Here is a 16,426-nt window from a genome sequence, read left to right as displayed (position 1 = left end):
CAGCCGGGCAAGGATAGCCACCCGACACACGAGACAATCCCGCTAAGTACGCCGCCTCCGTCCAAAAGGTTTCACAAATCCCAAGTTCCGTATGTCGGCTAGATCCTTCATGCAGGGGTGCAGGAGTGCGGCTAAGACAGCGTCAGATCCAGGCCGCTGAAATAGCGCTCAGCTCCTTTGACGCTGAGACCGAAAAGGTCACAGAGCCTGCGGATGTCTTTGGTCGTTTGGGCTTCGTAAAGGATCCGGTCTGCGCGGAGTGCCTGCGGTGACAGCCCGAGGTTTTCAATCACCCAGACGTTGCTGACTTGGGTAGTTCGAACGGCGCTTTGTTTGCTGATGAACAAGTGTGGGTTGATGGTTTCTGGCCAGTTGGCAGTGCGGTGGTCCAGCCATGCGGACAGACTGTCGCGAACGGGCGGTGCCAGTGGGATTCGGCGGTCCGGTAGATGAATCTTTCCGTCTCGAATGTCTGTGAGGAGTAGTGCCCGGACTTGCTCGCTTCGAAGGGCGTGGTAGCCGATCAGCGTGGCCAAAGCGGTCCTGGCCGGGCGGTCGGAGTCGAGGGCGGCGCGCATCGAGCTTTCGCTGATGGGCAGCGGAATGCGGGTTTCAGGACTCCCTGTCCTTGTGTGCGTTGTGGGGTTAACGAAGACGAGGCGCTTTGCTTTCATCGTGCGGAAGAGCGATCGTAGGGCTGCTCCGCTTAGTACCCGTTCGCTTCCCTGGGAGGGCAAGACGCGATCGACGTCCTCGCGTGTGACTTCCCGTAAGGAATTGCGGCCCGCATCGGCCCACGCACGCGCAGCCGGGACAGCCGAACGGATCCGTAGTTTGATGGTGCTCTGCGATCTCGGACGCGATCGCGGGGCCTTTGAGCTGCCGTGAAGCATGATCTCGAACCAGACTCGCAGTTCCGTGGCAATGGGTTCCGGAAGGTCGGCAACCTTTGTGTCGAACCACGCCATAATCGACGGCGATCGATCGTCTTGCAACAGCCCCGCCCCTTCGAGGATGTCCAGGATCGGTTGATGGGCGAACACGGCAGAGTCCAAGAGTTCTACTTGGCTGGCCTTGATCGGTGAACCCGGAGTGTCCTGGATGCAGGCGAGGATTCGAAGCCCTTGGCGTGCAGTGATGTTCCTTGTCTTGCTCCATCCGTGCTTGCGGGCATGATGCCGAGCAACTTGGTCAAGCAGGAGAACAAAGTCGGGGTCGGGCGGCTCCGGATGAACGGGTAGGCGTGAGAGATCGCGCGGCAGGTGGATCAGCGCCATCTGCTCGTGGCCAACGGGGTATTTGTGATGGGCCGCGGTGGGTGCGGCCGGTCGGGGTTTGATTTGGCGCTGCCGCCAGATCAGGCCGACGAAGTACAACTGCTGACCGTGTTGGTTCATTTCGAGGTTGCTGGGTCCGTTTCCGTGGGAACGGGCGCCGACTGAGGTGCGCCAACACAGGCGGCAGAACCCATCGGGGCTCACGTACTTCGTCTCGCGGCAGGATAAGCAAGGGCTCATGGTTGTGAATCTGCGCCGCCAACCTCTGCATCCTTGACAGATCCAGCTTGTGTGGCGGGTGACGCCCCAGCCGAGACAATCTAAGCAGCTGTCGATCACTTGGGGTGCATAGCGGTGGCATCGCTGGCAAAGTCCGCCGGAGTAGTACCGCTCAGTGGAACCGCATTTGCGGCAGGGTGGGGGCGCAACGGCGCCGCCTGGCCTGCACTCGTAGCAGTAGGTGGATTGCGCCGTCGCTACAGGGCGGGCAGAGCACCGCGGGCAGGTCCGTGGGGCACTCACGCGGGCGGAAGAGTGCGGTTGCGCCCCAGACGGGGAGTGATGACCTGGCCGCCAACGGCTGTGATCTTTTCCTGCGGCGGGCGGCGGGACGCGACCGCGTCCGGCTCCCTGATCAGCAACTCGTTCGGTTCACAGTCCAAGACGTGGCAGATGATGTCGAGGTCATCCAGCCGGATCGAGGTCGGATTACCAGTCCAGAGAGCCGACATTTTCCCGGCGCTGATCTCAAGCCCTGCATCCGCCAGCCGACGTCGCAGTTCTGTCGATTTCCAGATACCGCGTTCGGCAGATTTCATGCGTAGATTCCAACGCATTTATTTCACCTCTTTCCCGTTTCCCATCGCAGCGCGACTCGTTCATTGGCCACCGCCCACGCGTTCTCCACATGATTATCGTGGACGTGGATATAGCGGGTGGTCGTGGACAGCCATTCATGTCCGAGCAGATCCTGGATGGCTTTAAGGTCCATCCCTCGCTCATACATCGACGAGGCACAGAAATGGCGCATCCCATGGGGAGTAAGCCTCCCGGACCAATGAGGAAGCCATATGCCCACCACCTTGGCGAAACCGGATCTCAGTGCGTCGTCCCCGGCCCTGCGGCTTCGCCCCAGTTCCGGGTCCCTCCGTTCGCTCGGGAACAGGGGCGCATCGGGATCTTCCCAATCATCACCGAATTGGTGGCGCACGTCCGTGAGCCACCAATTCAGTAGTCCATCGACCCCGTTGATCGCCGGCACCATCCTGGTCTTTGGTCCGCGGCCCATGCTGCCCTTGCCGAAGCGGACATGTAGTTTGCCTTGTTCGCCCAGGTCGGGGCGCCAATCGCGGATATCGAGCATCACCGTTTCGCTGATTCGGAGGCCAACGCGCCGCCACAGGGAGGCAGCTAAGTAGTCCCTTGCCGCTGGCAGGTACTTACGCGCCTCGGGCAGGGCCTCGCGCCAGCCCGAAAACAGCGTCTCTACTTCGACACCGGAAGGCGGTACACGGATCATCCCGCCATAGTCTGCCTTCGCGGGGCGGTTGAACTCGTCAACGGGTTGAGTCACCACGTGGCCCGTGAGTTGATGGATCTCACCCTGGTACCGGCTTGCGAGGAAGTCGAAAAGCCGTGCGATCGTTCCAGCTTTGCCGTGGACGGTACTCTTCGCCAGCCCTTTGGTCTTTCGCTCCATGCTCAAGAACCTGTCGACATCGGCCGGTTCAGCGGTCCAGAGATAGTTTCCAAGGTGACGCAGAAAGGCGAAAACCACGGACCGCTCCTGCGAAATGTATTCATCGCTGATGCCCGAGGCCGCCATGGCCAGCGCGTACTGGTCCACGAGCTCCTGCTCGAAATCATCCAGCTCCTGCGGAGACATGGAGTGCCTCGCCATGGCAGAGCGAACGACCGCAAGCTTAACCACGCGCGCCTCACTTCGGCCAGAACGAAAGAATGTCAGAGAAACAATACATTCTTCAGGAATCCTGAGGAAAATTCATTACGGGCCGAGTGCCGTTGAGATCCTTTTGGGCGAAGGCATCGAGCGGGTTGAAGGGGGAAGGGCGGAAGAATGAACCCACTACAGTTGCGACAAGTGGGTCCGCGGTGGCGAACTTCACCGTGGCATCGACCCCGCGCACGTTCGACCGCCAGTCCAATGAGTGGAAGGACGGGGAAACCCTGTTCCTCCGCGCGTCGGTATGGCGCGAAGCAGCTGAAAACGTCGCCGAAACCCTCACCAAGGGCATGCGCGTGATCGTTTCAGGCCGCCTGAAGAGCCGTTCCTACGAAACCAAGGAAGGCGAGAAGCGCACCGTCATTGAGCTCGAGGTAGACGAGATCGGCCCGAGCCTGCGTTACGCCAACGCCAAAGTCAACCGCACCCAACGCGGCGGCCCCGGGGGGCAACGGCTTCGGCAGCCAGGGCGGCACCACCCAGCCTAGCGGAACAGGCCAGTCCCTCCCGCAGGATGACCCGTGGGCCACGCAGCCCGGCAGCAATGCCGGCGGGTGGGGCAACGGCGCGGACTCCGAACCGCCGTTCTAAACCTTCAGAATTCGTAGTAGTAGGAGTAGTATCGTTACTACTCCTACTACTTTCAAGAATCGAAGAGGTGCTTTTGATGACGTCGAGCGTGAAGGACCGTGTGTATGCCGCGGCCGAGCAGATCAGTGCCGAGCGTCGGCCCACCGTGTCGACGGTCCGCGCGGCCGCCGGGGTGTCCAACGCCGACGCCACCCGGTACCTGAAGGAATGGGCCGAGGAAAAACAGGCCGCGGACGGGCAGGTCGCCGCCACTCCGGCGGCCCTGCTGGAGCAGGCGGCACGCCTGGCCGGGGTCTGCTGGGCCGAAGCATCCGCTCTGGCCGCTGAACGGCATACGGCCGTGGAAGCGGTCTGGGCACAGGAACGCAAAGACAAGGACCAGGAGATTGCCGAGCTCGTCGCGGACCTGGACAAGGCAGCCGCCGACAAAGATGCTGCCGCGGCCGCCCATGCCGGGGAGATAGCCCGCCTCGAGGCGCAGCGGGGCGCATTGGAGCGCCAGCTTGCCGTGATCGGCAAGCAGCTGGAGGATTCCCGGGAGGCCGAGCGGGCCGCCGCCAAGGAGGCCGCGGACGCGGCACGCAGACTGTCAACGGCCGAGGTCCGCGCCGCCACCCTTGAAAAGGTCCACAACGCCCTGCTCCAGCGGGTTTCCCCGGAGACGAAGGGCGCGGGGGAGTGAGCAAGGCCAAACCCGAGAGCTTTTCCCCGTACTTCGCGACGGCGGATGCCGGCCAGGTCCGGGCGGCGTTCGCGGCCGCCGGCCACCTTGAGGGATACGCCTCCATCTCGGAGCTGATCGAGGCCGCCACGCTCAAGGAAGTCCGCCGGCTGCAGCGACGGCACAACAATGGCAAACCCTGGGAACCGCTGCCGCCGGGGAGCGCCCGCACCGGGCGCCGCTCCAAAGAAGAAGAAGCCCGCCACCGACAATAACCCGCGGTGGCTAAAGAGGTGCTTCTGGCAGGCCTGATAAGCTTACTAATATAGGAGGTTCGGATATGACGATCACCAGCCCCGACCACGCCATTGACCTGGCCCGCCGCGCGCTGGCCCGTGAGGACCTGGGCCGCCTGGACTACATCCGGGCCTTGCGGGAAGCGGTGCAGCAGGGATTGGGCCAGCGCGAGATAGCCCGCGCCCTGCATATCACCCAGTCCGCCATCAGCCAGGCGCTGACGAAGGCTGAATCCAGGGGCGTGAAGGCGATCCCGGAAGGGTTCAGCGGAGCCAGCCCCTACGAAATCGCGGAGCGCTACGCTGCCGGCGACATCGACCGTGACGAGATGATCCGCCAGCTGTCCGCGTGGCCCTATGTGAAAGCCCCGGACCATACGGAACAGCTGGCCATGGAGTGGAAGGCGATCCTTCCCCCGGACCCTCCCGGAACGTTCGAAGAGGTGGGGGAGGCTTTCGACAAGGGCCTGATCGACGGGGAGGCCTACGACATCATCCTGGACGCGGCGGAGGACGCTCCGGAGTTGCCGTGACTACGCTGTAGAGCGTGACTATTGACGATCGGGCCGCCGCGCACCGTGCCCATCTGGAACGCCTGTGCGCTGACGGCGGACCGCTGACGGCCCATTCCCGGCACGCGACAACCCAGAACCCGGAATGGTTCAACGTCAAACGGCAGCAGCCGCGCCAGGAACGACGGGCCCTGCACAACGCGATCCTTACGGCTTTCGTCGCAGCGCATCCGGAAGTGCTGCGCAACCGCAAGGCCATCGTCCTCGCCGGCCCCCCGGGGGCGGGGAAGTCCACCGCCCAGGATGCGCTGATCGCGCAGACCCGGACGGGCCCGGGGCACTGGCTGTCCATCAACCCCGATGACTTCAAAGACGAGCTGCTGGTGACGGCCCTTGCCGACGGCAGTTATGACGGCTACCTGGTTCCGGATGAGGTCCGGAAGCTGGAAGCAGCGGGGGAGAAGTTCTACCCGCGCGAGTTGGCGGCCCTGGTCCACAACGAATCCTCCATCCTGGCCAAGAAAGCGATCCGGGACGCCCTTGACCGGGGGGACAACATCATCATTGACGGCACGCTCTCAGGTGAGAAGAACGCCCGTGCGCAGCTGGACGCTTTGCAGGCCGCCGGCTACGACGTGAAGGTGGCCGACGTCGAGACCACCCGGGCGGTCAGCGAGGCCCGCACCCTGGGGCGGTGGGAACGCGGCTACCTTGAGGCCGGGAACGGCACGGCCACCGGCCGTGACGCCGAGCTTGGAGGCCGGTGGGTTCCGCAGTCCTTCCCGGCCTCGCTCTTCACCACGCCCGATGCACAGGAATCCATCTGCGCGGCCAACGCCGCCGCCGTGGCCATCGACTACGGATGCGTCAGCGAATACCTCGTGTACCGGGTAGCCGACAAGGACGCCGGCCCCAAACTGGAAACAACGAAGGGCCGGGCAAAGCCTGACGGGCCGCTCGTGGACAGCGAAACCCTGGCCGCCGTCCGCGCCGCCTCAACAACCCGCCCACCGCAGCACAGAGGCGAGCCCCAGGCCGGCAGGGGCTTCGGACGGTAGCAACACGAAACGCCAATTTCCCGGGCGCTTCGCGCCGCTCCAGGAGAAGTACCCGGCGATGACCCTGACTCTCAAGTTCAGTCTTCGGAAGGCTCGTCTGCGCCTTCTTGCGCCTGGACGTCTTCTTCATAGGCGTATGGCCATTGGCGACGCACCGCGAACTCGTCCCAGCCACCCTGCAGCCGGTTGTGGGCCCGATTTGCGAGGATCTCGAGGGACCGCACAATTTCCGCCGGTGGTAACTCGGGCCTGCCGGCGAAGTACCCCAGCAATATATTCACGGCCGTTGCTTCCTGCGGTGTCATTCGAGCCATACGGTAACCGTAGAACGCGCGGACCGGCTCAGGAAGCGTTCGTGGCCAGTTCGACCTTTTCTTCGACCGCCCGTTAGCCGATCCGCGTGCGAGACGCCTCGACACAACCGCCTAACCCATCTTGACCATGGTGAGTCACGCCGGCGAGAAAGCCTCGGGCAATTCGACGAGCCGCACCCGAAATGCTGATTCCAAGGCAGCGTCCGATGGGAGAAGGCTGTTGTATCTTTCGTCGGCTGACCGCTCGAGCTGCTCGGCCCGTTCGTCGTCGTCTAGTGCGCCGGCATCGATTTCGGTTCGCACGTCTGCGATGATCTTGGCCGCCGGTTCAAGGCCCAGCCGGACAAACGCGGCCTGAGCCGCCTGAAGCAACTCTGTTGTTCGGCGTTCCACAGCATCTAGCACACCCCCGTTCATCGCCGATGAGTGGAACGTCAACGCGGCGGCCAACGCGATGTCTCCCGCGCGTTCATGCGTGCGCCCAAGCTCAAGTGATCGATTCCGGATGCGATCTGCTTCATCCATGGGCTACCTCTCAATCGAGCACGTGGAGCATGTCAATCTCGAGATTCCACCAATCAGCCAAAATGTCCCATCAAAGAAGTGCGGGTGTCCGCTTAAGGATCGGCGGGCACTCAACGCTCCATCGAGCACAGAAAGAGAACGAGTTCGCAGCGATTACGACCACGACAGCGCGGACCCCGCTATCGTGGTCAAAGTGTCGGTAGTGAATTCCCGGATAATCAGCTTCCTTAGCTGTTCTTCCCCGTGAGGTTGTGAACGCGGGCTGAGGGGCTTGGCCGCCGAGTGATCACTTCCTTCGGCGGATGACGTACAGCGCGACAAAGACCACGAACAGGGTGACAAAGACTGCGACCAGGGCGCCTGGGGTGATTCCCACTGTTGTCATCTCTCCTCAAACAAGTCGCTGAGTCTCCCCTGGGTGCGACGAAGAGTCTGGTACGTGATGTCCGGCGCCGTGGGGACTTGTTCCTGACGGTACACCGACCCTATCGATTGCGGCTGGTGCCGCATCCGCGCGCGGAGCACGTTTCGAGGCTACCGCGTTCACAACCTCAAGGGTATGAATCTCAGCGCTAAATGGCGGCATTTCATTGCAGCACTGACTGTCACCTCGCCGCGCGTAAGCCGATGGTTCAACGGACGTCGTTCGAGACGTCGAACTCCTGCAGCTCTGCTGTCATGTCGCCGCCGGCGTCTCCGGTATTCACTGTCCCTTTGGGCTCTATGAGGAGAGCTGAGACTTCTGCTACTGCCTTGGGGCAGTGCTCTACCCCGCGGGGTACGACGAAAACGTCGTTGGGGCCGAGTATCACATTTCGGTCGCGGAGCTGGATTGTTAGCTCGCCGGAAATCACCATGAACAATTCGTCAGTATCGGGATGAGTGTGCCAAACGAATTCGCCCTGGAGTTTCACGAGCTTGATGTCGTAGTCGTTGATGCTGGTCAGCCGGTGCGGCTGCCAATGGTCCGAGATCGAGGCGAGGGCGTTCTTCACGTTTTGCACGTCAGCAGTCATTTGCCCAATGTAGCAGCGGTGTCACGACTGCCCGGAAGGCGATCCCTAAACGCACGTTGCTGATTGTGCCGCCCGCATCAGGGGAGCACACAGAGGCTGTCGCACCGCCGCAGCCGCCGAAAAATCCGGAAGCGGGGCCGAGCTCTGTGAATCGGCTGACCGAATGGTGGGGACTACCAGAGCAGGTCGAGGTTCAGCACGTCGATTCCGTGCCTGCCGGCCAGCCATGCGTCTATAACTCCGCCGAGGTCTGCTTCGTGGCCGGCGAGTCCAAGTCGTATCGCATCCTCCGACGTGGTGTGGATGTGGTCGTGTCCGTCCTCGGGTGCGCCGTGCGAACATTTCGAGCACATCAGCCGGATCCCGGACCAATCGTCGAGTCCGAGTCCCCGCTGTCCGAGGAGGTCCGACAGTGCCTGGACATCATCGGCGGTCGCACCGACTATCTGGGCCTGCCATGTAGGAAGACCGGATTCTTCAAGACGTCCCAGCTCGTCGAAGACCGACACCTCCTGTCCATCGAGCCGTCGGGTCCCTTTGGGTTCGCCGTCGTGCAGGACCTTATCTCGGAAACGATGGCCGGACTCCGGCAGGGGAACGCTCGCGATGATTGCATGGGCCGGGCTCCGGCGCCAGCACCAGACCACCTCAGTCTTCCCGACCGAAAACAGGACCTGGTGAGGGAGGCTGGGCTGGTCGGGGTTGAGCCGGACGGGAGCCATGCCGCAGTCGACGTCGATGGGCCCGGTTTCGGCCTGAAACCTATCCAGACCGTAGGCGGTCCACGCATCCCTGGCTTTGGACCAGTCACCCAATGCTGTTGATGCGATGCCCATGTTCCAGGCAGCAGGATTGGCGCCGTTGAACTCCTCGGCATCCTTCGAAGTGAAGAGTTTCAGCGCCCGCGTGTTGCGGTCCAGACTTTCCGGCCAGTTGCCAAGGGCCTTGGACAGCAGACCGGCCTGAAACCAGCTGTAATAGGACTCGGGCGTCAGCTCCAGCAGCTCGGAGGCCAGAACTGTCGCAAGGCCGGCGTCTCCCGCCTCATCCGCAGCCTTCCAGTCTGACCACACCTCGTGCGGTGTCCGCTTTTTCCTAAACCCCGCCCAAGTTCGTCCCATCATCGGAACAGTATGCAACACGCGCGGCTCTGCCGAACGCCACGCGCAGCACGAAACCACACGACCGGCGTATCAAAACGTCCCCTGCTGGCCACAGCGCGAAGCTCAGTGGCGCACGCTGAGGGATCCTCATCCGGGACCCACGCTGCAGCGAATCGGTCCCGTTCAACGTTCGCTTTTGGAACATTAAAGCGGCGCGTTGCCTGGGGCTGTTTGCTCGGCTGTGCGTGTAAGGAACCGGCCCGCCCGCCGGAAGTCACGGGCGAGAAACCCTATCCCGGCCACCACTACTCCCACACCAATTGCCATCAGCCAAGCGAACAGACTGTCACCGCGGAGAGCTAAGTTCATGACTTGGGGAATGAAGATAAGCGGATACAACGGCGCCAGGAGCAGCTGCGTGGCGAGGCCCTTACGTAATTGCACCGCGGCGGCCCGGGTGACCGAAAGATGTTCCGGATCGATGGGTGCCTTCTCTGCGATCTGACGACGGACCTGCTTCTTTTCCTCGTTTTCCAGGGAAAGCAACACATCGATCTTCCCCAACTTTGCTGCAGGTACCACTTTCTTCGCGTTGTAGACCAAGCCCCCAATCAGGGCGCCGAGAAATCCAAGGAGAATCCCGAAGGTCAGGAAGGTCGGCCACCTCTCCGGTGAGCCCGGGAAAGCCAGGGTTCCGCCGATGGTCCCGGCCGCGACCAGGATGAAGAATCCGGCAGGGAAATAGCGGGTGTAATAGGTTTTCACGGGCTCACCCAGGCCATTGTCCTCGACGCCCTGGGCTCTTCTCGTCGCGTCTGCCCAGCGGTCATTGGACTCCGCCATGAGATCGTCAATACCGCTCATCGTCATCTTCTTCCCCGAAGCACAAAACGCTGACAAGGCGTTTGGCCTGAGCCTACTTTCGTAAATGCGTACTCGTCGAGGGCCAGGTGGGATTCGATCGACGTGCCAATGTGGCTTGCAAGATGTCCGTTGAGGGATCCTTTACCGGGACGCCCTCGACGAGGATGGGTTCTGACCGTCCGTCGTCAGTTTTATGCCTCCGGTTAGAAGTGAACGGACTGTGTTGTCGTGAATTCTTCGATGCCGCGTGGCCCGCGTTCGCGTCCAAACCCGGACATCCGGAAGCCGCCGAAGGGTGCGTCCGGATGAGTGGGGGCGCCGTTGATGGAAACGCTTCCGGTTCGGATGCTTGCCGCGACACGTCCGGCTTCCTCCCGCTTGAGCCCCCAAACCGCGCCGCTGAGCCCGTACGGAGAGTTGTTGGCGATGCGTATGGCGTCGTCGATGTCGGCGTAAGGGACAACGGCAAGGACGGGACCGAAGACCTCTTCCTGGGCCAACCTGTCGTCGGCGTCGGTGAGGTAAGCCTGCGCAGGCACGTAGTATCCGCCTGCCGGCCCGGATACGGCCCCGGCCGCGAGCAGCACAGCACCTGCTCCGCGGGCGGCTGAGGTGAGTCCGAGGACCTTGTCCCGTTGATCGGACGTTGCCAGGGGGCCCAGGACGCTTTGCCTCTCCGCGGGATTACCGGTCGGGAACAATGCGACCTGGTTTTTCAGTAACACTGTCACTTCGTCGATACGGCTGGCGGGGATGAGCAGCCGGGTCAGGGCGGCACAGGTTTGTCCGGAATTTTGGAAGCATTTGTCCAACGTTTTGGATATGGCCAGGTTCAGGTCCGCGTCGGGAAGGACGAGGCTGGCAGATTTGCCGCCCAGTTCCAGGGATACCTGCTTGATGTGCTGGCCAGCGATTCCCGCGACCCGTCCTCCGGCTCGTGTGGATCCGGTAAACGAAACGAAGTCAATGGCAGGGTGGCTGATGAGGGCTTCACCTGTGTTGGGGCCGTCTCCGAAAACTACGTTGAAGACACCGGCGGGAATTCCTGCCTTCGCCACGACGTCGGCCAGTACCATTACGCTGGAGGGCGCCACCTCACTGGGCTTGAGGACGACGGTGCATCCTGCCATGAGAGCCGCTGCTACTTTGGTCGCTATTTGGTACAGGGGATAGTTCCAGGGCGTGATGCAGGCCACTACGCCCACCGGAACGGGACGTACCACCGTTGCATCCAACTGCGCATCCCGCAGGATGTCGGGTCCAAGTCGGGCGGCGCCGGCAAAGGCACCGATGGCCGGGGTTATCTGCATCTGAACGCATTTGTGCCGCGGTGTTCCGACTTCGGCGGTGATGCCGTCTGCAAGCTCTTCCGCTCGGGCGTCAAGACCCTCGGCAATCCTGTTGATCAGGATGGCCCTTTCCTGGGGGTCTGTCCTGCTCCAGCGGGGAAAGGCCTCCAGGGCGGCTTGGCAGGCATGGTCGACATCGTTCCTGCTGGCTGAAGCCAGTTCGCCGGTAAGTTGGCCGTTTGCCGGGTTGTAAACGCCGAGACGCTCGGTCCCCGTGGAGGGGATCCACCGGCCGCCGGCGAAAAAGCCGCTGAGGTTTGCAGTATCAAGCATTGTTGTTCTCCGGATCCTTCGCTAAGATCATATAGGAAACTCTATAGGACAGTGAGGGAATAGTGAAGGCGCACACAGCACTTTCTGAAATGGGCACCGGGCCGCGGATCCGGACCAGCATAGAGGACCTGCCGCCTTATAGTGCGGGGCGCAGTGTTCGGGATGCTTCCGCTGACGGCCTCCAAAAGCGTCAGCTGCTGGGCCTGGCTGCAAATGAGGGCCCGTATGGCCCCTTTCCGTCTGCCATCGTGGCGGCGAACGCTCAGATGGAACGGGCGAATCTTTACCCGGAGTCCGGTTTCCGGACACTGCGCAGGTCTTTGGCCGCCAAGCTTGGCTTGAACATGGAATCCGTGGCTGTCGGGGCGGGCGGCATTGGTCTGATCCATCACCTCTCCGTGGCCCTTTTGGACGAGGGGACAAATATTGTCATATGCTCACCGACGTTCCATGCGTACGCTTTGGATGCCCGCAAGCAGGGCGCTTCCACCCTGAGCGCGCCTGTGCGGAGAGACGGAAGCTATGATCTCGACGCGATGTTGGCCTTGATCAATGAACAGACCCGCATCGTCTACGTCTGCAACCCCAACAACCCGACCGGGGCCATCACCACCCGGGACGAACTGCTGGCTTTTGTCGGGGCCGTCCCCGAGAGGGTGACAATAGTCATTGACGAGGCCTACTTCGAATACGCGGACTTCGCAGGCTATCCCGACACGATTGCCGACACGGCATTCCGCCGCCGCAATCTCGTTACACTTCGCACCTTTTCCAAAGCTTATGGCCTTGCTGGCCTGCGGGTGGCCTACCTCGCCGGATCCGAAGAAATTATCGCCGCTATCCTCAAAGTCCAGAGCAATTATGAAGTGTCCAGCGTCGCTCAGGCAGCGGCGCTCTCCAGTCTCCAGGACGAGGCAGAGCTGGGCCGCCGTGTGGACCTGAACCGGCACGGCCGGGACAGGCTGGGCGACGGATTGCGGACCCTGGGCTTCAACCCGCTGGAATCCCATGCGAACTTCGTCTATGTACGCGTCGGAGATGCCAAAAGCTTCACCAAGGCCCTTGAAGAAGAAGGAATCATCGTCCGCCCCGGTAACGCGATGGGTGATCCGGAAGGCATCCGCATCACGGTCGGCACGCCGGAACAGGTGGGCGAAACGCTTGAAGCGCTGGGTCGAGTTGTCGAATCCCGGCCAAAGGGGCTCTGAGTGATGCGAACCCAGCTGACGGGTTCGCCCACCATCCCCGTCTCCGGGAGGGCTTTAGGCTTCTGGCGTCGCACCACAAGGCCGGGATCCCATAGGATTAGCTATACGGCAACGGGCTGCGCCCTCTGCCTCCTTCCGGCCTTAGCCTGCCGTGGGGTGGAAGCACGGCAAAGAGAGGGAAACATGACGACATCGGTGGCTCCATCGAAGGTTGAGTTTGCACACCAGATCCTGCGCGAGCGCATCGTCAACTCTGAGTACTCGGCGGGCCAACGCCTCGTGATCGATTCCCTGACCAAGGAGATCGGGGTCAGCCAGGCGCCGATCAGGGAGGCGCTGCGTCGCTTGGAAGCGGAGGGGCTCGTTGAGTACGGGGCGAATTCCGGTCCCTCCATTGTCCAGCTCTCCAAGGAGGACTGGTTCAATCTCATGGAAATGAAAGCCGTCATGGAGGCGTACGCTACACGTGCGGCCGCGCCCTGTCTGACCGAAGCGGACCTGGTCGCCCTTCGGCAAACCAACGAACAGTTGCAGGTGGCCCTGGACGGCTATGACTTCGACGAGTGGTCGATACTGAATCGGACCTTCCACGGCCTCATCTATCGCCACTGTCCCAACCGTCGTTTGGTCGAGGAGGTCAACCGGCTTTCGCAGTGGGCTGACACCGTCAGCAGTCTGGTCTTTGCCCGGGAGCGCGGGATCATTATCCAGACCCTTGGCTTATCGGCCGGCAAGGAGACCATAGAGGCGCACGCCCGGATCCTGGAGGCCTTGGAGCGCGGTCAGGCCGATTCGGCACTGGAAGAGATCTGCCGGGACCACACGCTGGTGCTGGTACGGCGTGTGCAGGAGAAACTGAACGCCCGCGCCGTGGCTTAGTTTGTAGTGCCGGAGAGCAGAAGGGGCGTGGGGAGCGAACCACGGACGCTCACCCACGCCTCCCCGCCGGAGACGGAATTTCAGGTTCTGAACCAGTCGCCAACGTGTTTTTCAAGCTCTGTCCCGGTCAGCGAATCGGCGTAGGCCAGGGATCGGTTGACCTGCGCTTCGACGGGCCAGAGCCGTTCCGTGTTGGTGGCCAGGGTGTAAACGGAACCCGTGACGTCGAAAAGTCGGTCGGGCCGGACGACGAGAGTGCGCCGGTGCCGCAGAACATGCTGCATGAGGGTTGCGTAGAGTTCCGGGTCATAGCCGGGCCTGTCACTTTGGCTTAGGCCCAGGTCGCGGGCCGGCCCGCGCAGTTCCTCGGTTAGCTCATCGAGCAGGTCAGGGGATGCGTTCTTGTGCTCATAGCCGTCGCCGTTCTTCTGCAGGTCTGTAGCCCGCTGATTTCGCAGCGTCAGCTGAAGTTCCCTGTTGGGGGCGACTACCACGAACAGGACCCCCGCTCCCTGTAAGTGTGGCTCGGCGTCGTCCTGGATGACGTGGGCGAGTTCGGAGAACCGTCCGCCGATATGCGGTGCTTCGACGACAAGGAGGTCCGTCCCCGGTTCGTGGGTGGCGAACCAGTTTCCGACGGCGGACCGGAGCCAGGCCCCCATAGCGACCCGAATGGCCTTGTGGGTGACCCCGTCGATTTCCGGGTATTTGGTCAAAGCTGCCGGGTGGGTGTCCCAGGATTCCCGGCACACGTCCCATTGCAGCAATGCGTTGCGGCGTCCGGCTTCGGCCGCGGCCCGGGCAAGTTCCCGGACGAGCAGGCTTTTCCCGGTGCCTGGAAGCCCGACGACCACGACGCACTGAAGGGTGGGCAGCCGGTCCCATAGTTCCTGGAGGTACGGGACGGGGGCGGTTCTCGGCATGGATTTCACCGGAACTGATCCACGCTGACCATGTCTCCGACGGGGACTTCGATCACGGTCGGTTTTCCGGAGCGGAAGGCCGACTCGAGGGCCGGGGCGAGTTCGGCCGGCGAGGTGGCCCGACTGTAGACGGCGCCGAAGGAGGTGACGAATGCTTCGAAATTGGGGTTGCGCAGGTCTGTGGCGATGACTTTCCCGCCATAGAGGTCCCGTTGCATCTGTTGGACGTTGCCATATTGGTTGTTGTTGAAAAGGACGGTGACCAAGCCTATGTTGTGCTGGACTGCGGTGGCAAGTTCGGTTGCCGCGAACATGAAGCCGCCGTCACCGGTGACGGAGAGGACGCGGGTCTGCGGTTTGGCTACCTTGGCGCCCAGCGCGGTGGGGAACCCGTAGCCCAGGGTCCCCATATATCCGGTGGAGATGAAGGTGCGCGGTTTGTAGACAGGCAGCAGGATCCGGCTGGCGAATCCGATCTGGGTCAGTTCGTCGACGAAGATGCCATCCTCCCCCAATCCCTCGCGGATGACATTGAGAAAGCTTCTTTGCTGGTCGAGTACGGCACTGCGTTCTTTCCAGGCCGAATGAATGTCCCTCATGACCTCGGTGAGGTCATCCCCGCGGACACCCTTCTTTTCCAGCGCTTCAATAAGCAGCGGGAGGTGGGATTCGAGCCGGCCCGTGATGGCCACTTCGGGTTGGCCGTACCGTTCGTGGACGGTCTGGTCCACGTCGATCCGGATCAGGGTCCGGCCACCTTTCCCCCATCCCTGCAGAGCTGATCGAGCGCTGGCGCCCAGAGCGATGATGACGTCGGTGTCGGCCCAGAGCGGCTTGGCCTCGGGCAGGAAGCAGCTTAAAGGGTGTCGGCTGTCGACGATGCCTCGTCCAGTCCGGTATCCGACCACGGGTGCCTGGAGGATTTCGGCAAGTCGGGTAACTTCGACGGAAACATTCTGGGCACCGTTGGCGACAAAAATCATTGGTCTTTTGGCGCTGGCCAGTACGGCTAACGCCTTGTCCAGGCCCTCAGTGTCGATGACGTCGGGTGTCGGTTCTGCCGGGACACCCGCCTCCGGTACCGGTGCCCGGAGCTGGAGGACGTCCATGGGTACTTCCAGGGTGGCCGGGCGGGGGCGGTCGGTGTTCATCGCCCGGACGGCGGCGGCGATCTTCGTTCCGGCTTCGGCGGGGTGGGTGATCCGGTCGTAGTGTTTGCTCAGGGAACGCAACATGCCCGGCTGGTCAGGCACTTCATGCAGTGTGCCCAGTCCGCGCCCGATGGCCTTTTGGGGAATTTGGCCGGTCAGGAACAGCATCTTGGCGTTCAGGCCGTACGCGGTGGCCAGTGACGCGCCGGCATTCAGCGCCCCGGGGCCGGGGACGACGTTGCAGACGCTGGGTTTTCCAGTTGCCATGGTGTGGCCCAGGGCCATATAGCCGGCGCCTTGCTCGTGGCGGGTGTGAATGACGGTGAAGTCGTCCCGCGCATCGTAGAAGGCGTTGTAGAGCCAGTCGTTCTGTACTCCCGGAAGCCCAAAAATCGTGGTCAGCCCGTGGGCTTTCAGGCTGCTGACGACGGCTTCGCCGCCGGTGCTGTAGATCGTCATGGAA

Annotated in this window: 17 protein-coding genes and 1 pseudogene; 7 read left to right on the top strand and 11 right to left on the bottom strand. The window is 62.4% G+C overall.

Annotated features, from left to right (window positions below; genetic code table 11):
- Positions 1-131 precede the first annotated feature (131 nt).
- The 3 genes from AC1DJB_RS12925 to AC1DJB_RS12915 all read right to left on the bottom strand — a co-directional run bounded on the left by AC1DJB_RS12925 (position 132) and on the right by AC1DJB_RS12915 (position 3,162).
- The gene (locus AC1DJB_RS12925) at positions 132-1,397 is read right to left on the bottom strand and encodes a hypothetical protein (protein WP_476910426.1); all 1,266 of its coding nucleotides are present in this window, start codon (positions 1,395-1,397) and stop codon (positions 132-134) included.
- Between the two features lie 398 nt (positions 1,398-1,795).
- Positions 1,796-2,095 (bottom strand): helix-turn-helix domain-containing protein, encoded by a 300-nt coding sequence (locus AC1DJB_RS12920; RefSeq protein ID WP_476910425.1) that lies wholly within the window; start codon positions 2,093-2,095, stop codon positions 1,796-1,798.
- Positions 2,096-2,118: 23 nt separating this feature from the next.
- Positions 2,119-3,162 carry a tyrosine-type recombinase/integrase gene (locus AC1DJB_RS12915; protein WP_476910424.1) on the bottom strand — a complete coding sequence of 348 codons (1,044 nt, stop codon included), beginning with the start codon at positions 3,160-3,162 and terminating at the stop codon, positions 2,119-2,121.
- 170 nt (positions 3,163-3,332) lie between these two features.
- Between AC1DJB_RS12915 and AC1DJB_RS12910 the strand changes: the two are divergent.
- The 5 genes and pseudogenes from AC1DJB_RS12910 (at position 3,333) to AC1DJB_RS12890 (ending at position 6,358) form a co-directional block, all read left to right on the top strand.
- A pseudogene (locus AC1DJB_RS12910) lies at positions 3,333-3,831 on the top strand (single-stranded DNA-binding protein).
- 76 nt (positions 3,832-3,907) lie between these two features.
- Positions 3,908-4,513 (top strand): DNA-binding protein, encoded by a 606-nt coding sequence (locus AC1DJB_RS12905; protein WP_476910423.1) that lies wholly within the window; start codon positions 3,908-3,910, stop codon positions 4,511-4,513.
- Positions 4,510-4,767, top strand: a complete 258-nt coding sequence (locus AC1DJB_RS12900) for a ParB family protein (protein ID WP_476910422.1) — start codon at positions 4,510-4,512, stop codon at positions 4,765-4,767. The genes AC1DJB_RS12905 and AC1DJB_RS12900 overlap by 4 nt, the downstream gene beginning before the upstream one ends.
- Before the next feature lie 65 nt (positions 4,768-4,832).
- Complete coding sequence (locus AC1DJB_RS12895) at positions 4,833-5,321, top strand: hypothetical protein (RefSeq protein WP_476910421.1); 489 nt, start codon at positions 4,833-4,835, stop codon at positions 5,319-5,321.
- A 14-nt stretch (positions 5,322-5,335) separates the two neighbouring features.
- Positions 5,336-6,358, top strand: a complete 1,023-nt coding sequence (locus tag AC1DJB_RS12890; RefSeq protein WP_476910420.1) for a zeta toxin family protein — start codon at positions 5,336-5,338, stop codon at positions 6,356-6,358.
- A gap of 77 nt (positions 6,359-6,435) precedes the next feature.
- Here AC1DJB_RS12890 and AC1DJB_RS12885 read toward each other — a convergent pair whose 3' ends face one another.
- The 6 genes from AC1DJB_RS12885 to AC1DJB_RS12860 all read right to left on the bottom strand — a co-directional run bounded on the left by AC1DJB_RS12885 (position 6,436) and on the right by AC1DJB_RS12860 (position 11,802).
- Positions 6,436-6,672, bottom strand: coding sequence for a hypothetical protein (locus tag AC1DJB_RS12885; RefSeq protein ID WP_476910419.1), 237 nt, complete (start codon positions 6,670-6,672; stop codon positions 6,436-6,438).
- A 135-nt stretch (positions 6,673-6,807) separates the two neighbouring features.
- Positions 6,808-7,197 carry a DMP19 family protein gene (locus AC1DJB_RS12880; protein WP_476910418.1) on the bottom strand — a complete coding sequence of 130 codons (390 nt, stop codon included), beginning with the start codon at positions 7,195-7,197 and terminating at the stop codon, positions 6,808-6,810.
- Positions 7,198-7,829: 632 nt separating this feature from the next.
- Positions 7,830-8,213, bottom strand: a complete 384-nt coding sequence (locus tag AC1DJB_RS12875; RefSeq protein ID WP_476910417.1) for a cupin domain-containing protein — start codon at positions 8,211-8,213, stop codon at positions 7,830-7,832.
- A 173-nt stretch (positions 8,214-8,386) separates the two neighbouring features.
- Entirely contained in the window at positions 8,387-9,337 is a 951-nt protein-coding gene (locus AC1DJB_RS12870) for a tetratricopeptide repeat protein (protein WP_476910416.1), read from the bottom strand.
- A gap of 183 nt (positions 9,338-9,520) precedes the next feature.
- Positions 9,521-10,180, bottom strand: coding sequence for a hypothetical protein (locus AC1DJB_RS12865; RefSeq protein ID WP_476910415.1), 660 nt, complete (start codon positions 10,178-10,180; stop codon positions 9,521-9,523).
- 203 nt (positions 10,181-10,383) lie between these two features.
- Positions 10,384-11,802 (bottom strand): aldehyde dehydrogenase family protein, encoded by a 1,419-nt coding sequence (locus AC1DJB_RS12860; RefSeq protein ID WP_476910414.1) that lies wholly within the window; start codon positions 11,800-11,802, stop codon positions 10,384-10,386.
- 89 nt (positions 11,803-11,891) lie between these two features.
- On the opposite strand from AC1DJB_RS12860, the gene hisC reads away from it, so the two are divergent.
- The gene (gene hisC / locus AC1DJB_RS12855; protein ID WP_476910531.1) at positions 11,892-13,010 is read left to right on the top strand and encodes a histidinol-phosphate transaminase; all 1,119 of its coding nucleotides are present in this window, start codon (positions 11,892-11,894) and stop codon (positions 13,008-13,010) included.
- A 183-nt stretch (positions 13,011-13,193) separates the two neighbouring features.
- A complete protein-coding gene (locus AC1DJB_RS12850) occupies positions 13,194-13,889 on the top strand; it encodes a GntR family transcriptional regulator (RefSeq protein WP_476910413.1) in 696 nt (231 codons plus the stop codon).
- 80 nt (positions 13,890-13,969) lie between these two features.
- On the opposite strand, the gene AC1DJB_RS12845 is transcribed toward AC1DJB_RS12850, so the two are convergent.
- Positions 13,970-14,812, bottom strand: coding sequence for a hypothetical protein (locus AC1DJB_RS12845; RefSeq protein WP_476910412.1), 843 nt, complete (start codon positions 14,810-14,812; stop codon positions 13,970-13,972).
- A gap of 5 nt (positions 14,813-14,817) precedes the next feature.
- Entirely contained in the window at positions 14,818-16,422 is a 1,605-nt protein-coding gene (locus tag AC1DJB_RS12840; RefSeq protein WP_476910411.1) for a thiamine pyrophosphate-dependent enzyme, read from the bottom strand.
- Between the last annotated feature and the right edge of the window lie 4 nt (positions 16,423-16,426).

The organism is Arthrobacter sp. 01T428 (genome assembly GCF_056398685.1).
This window is presented reverse-complemented; position numbering and strand designations above follow the sequence as displayed.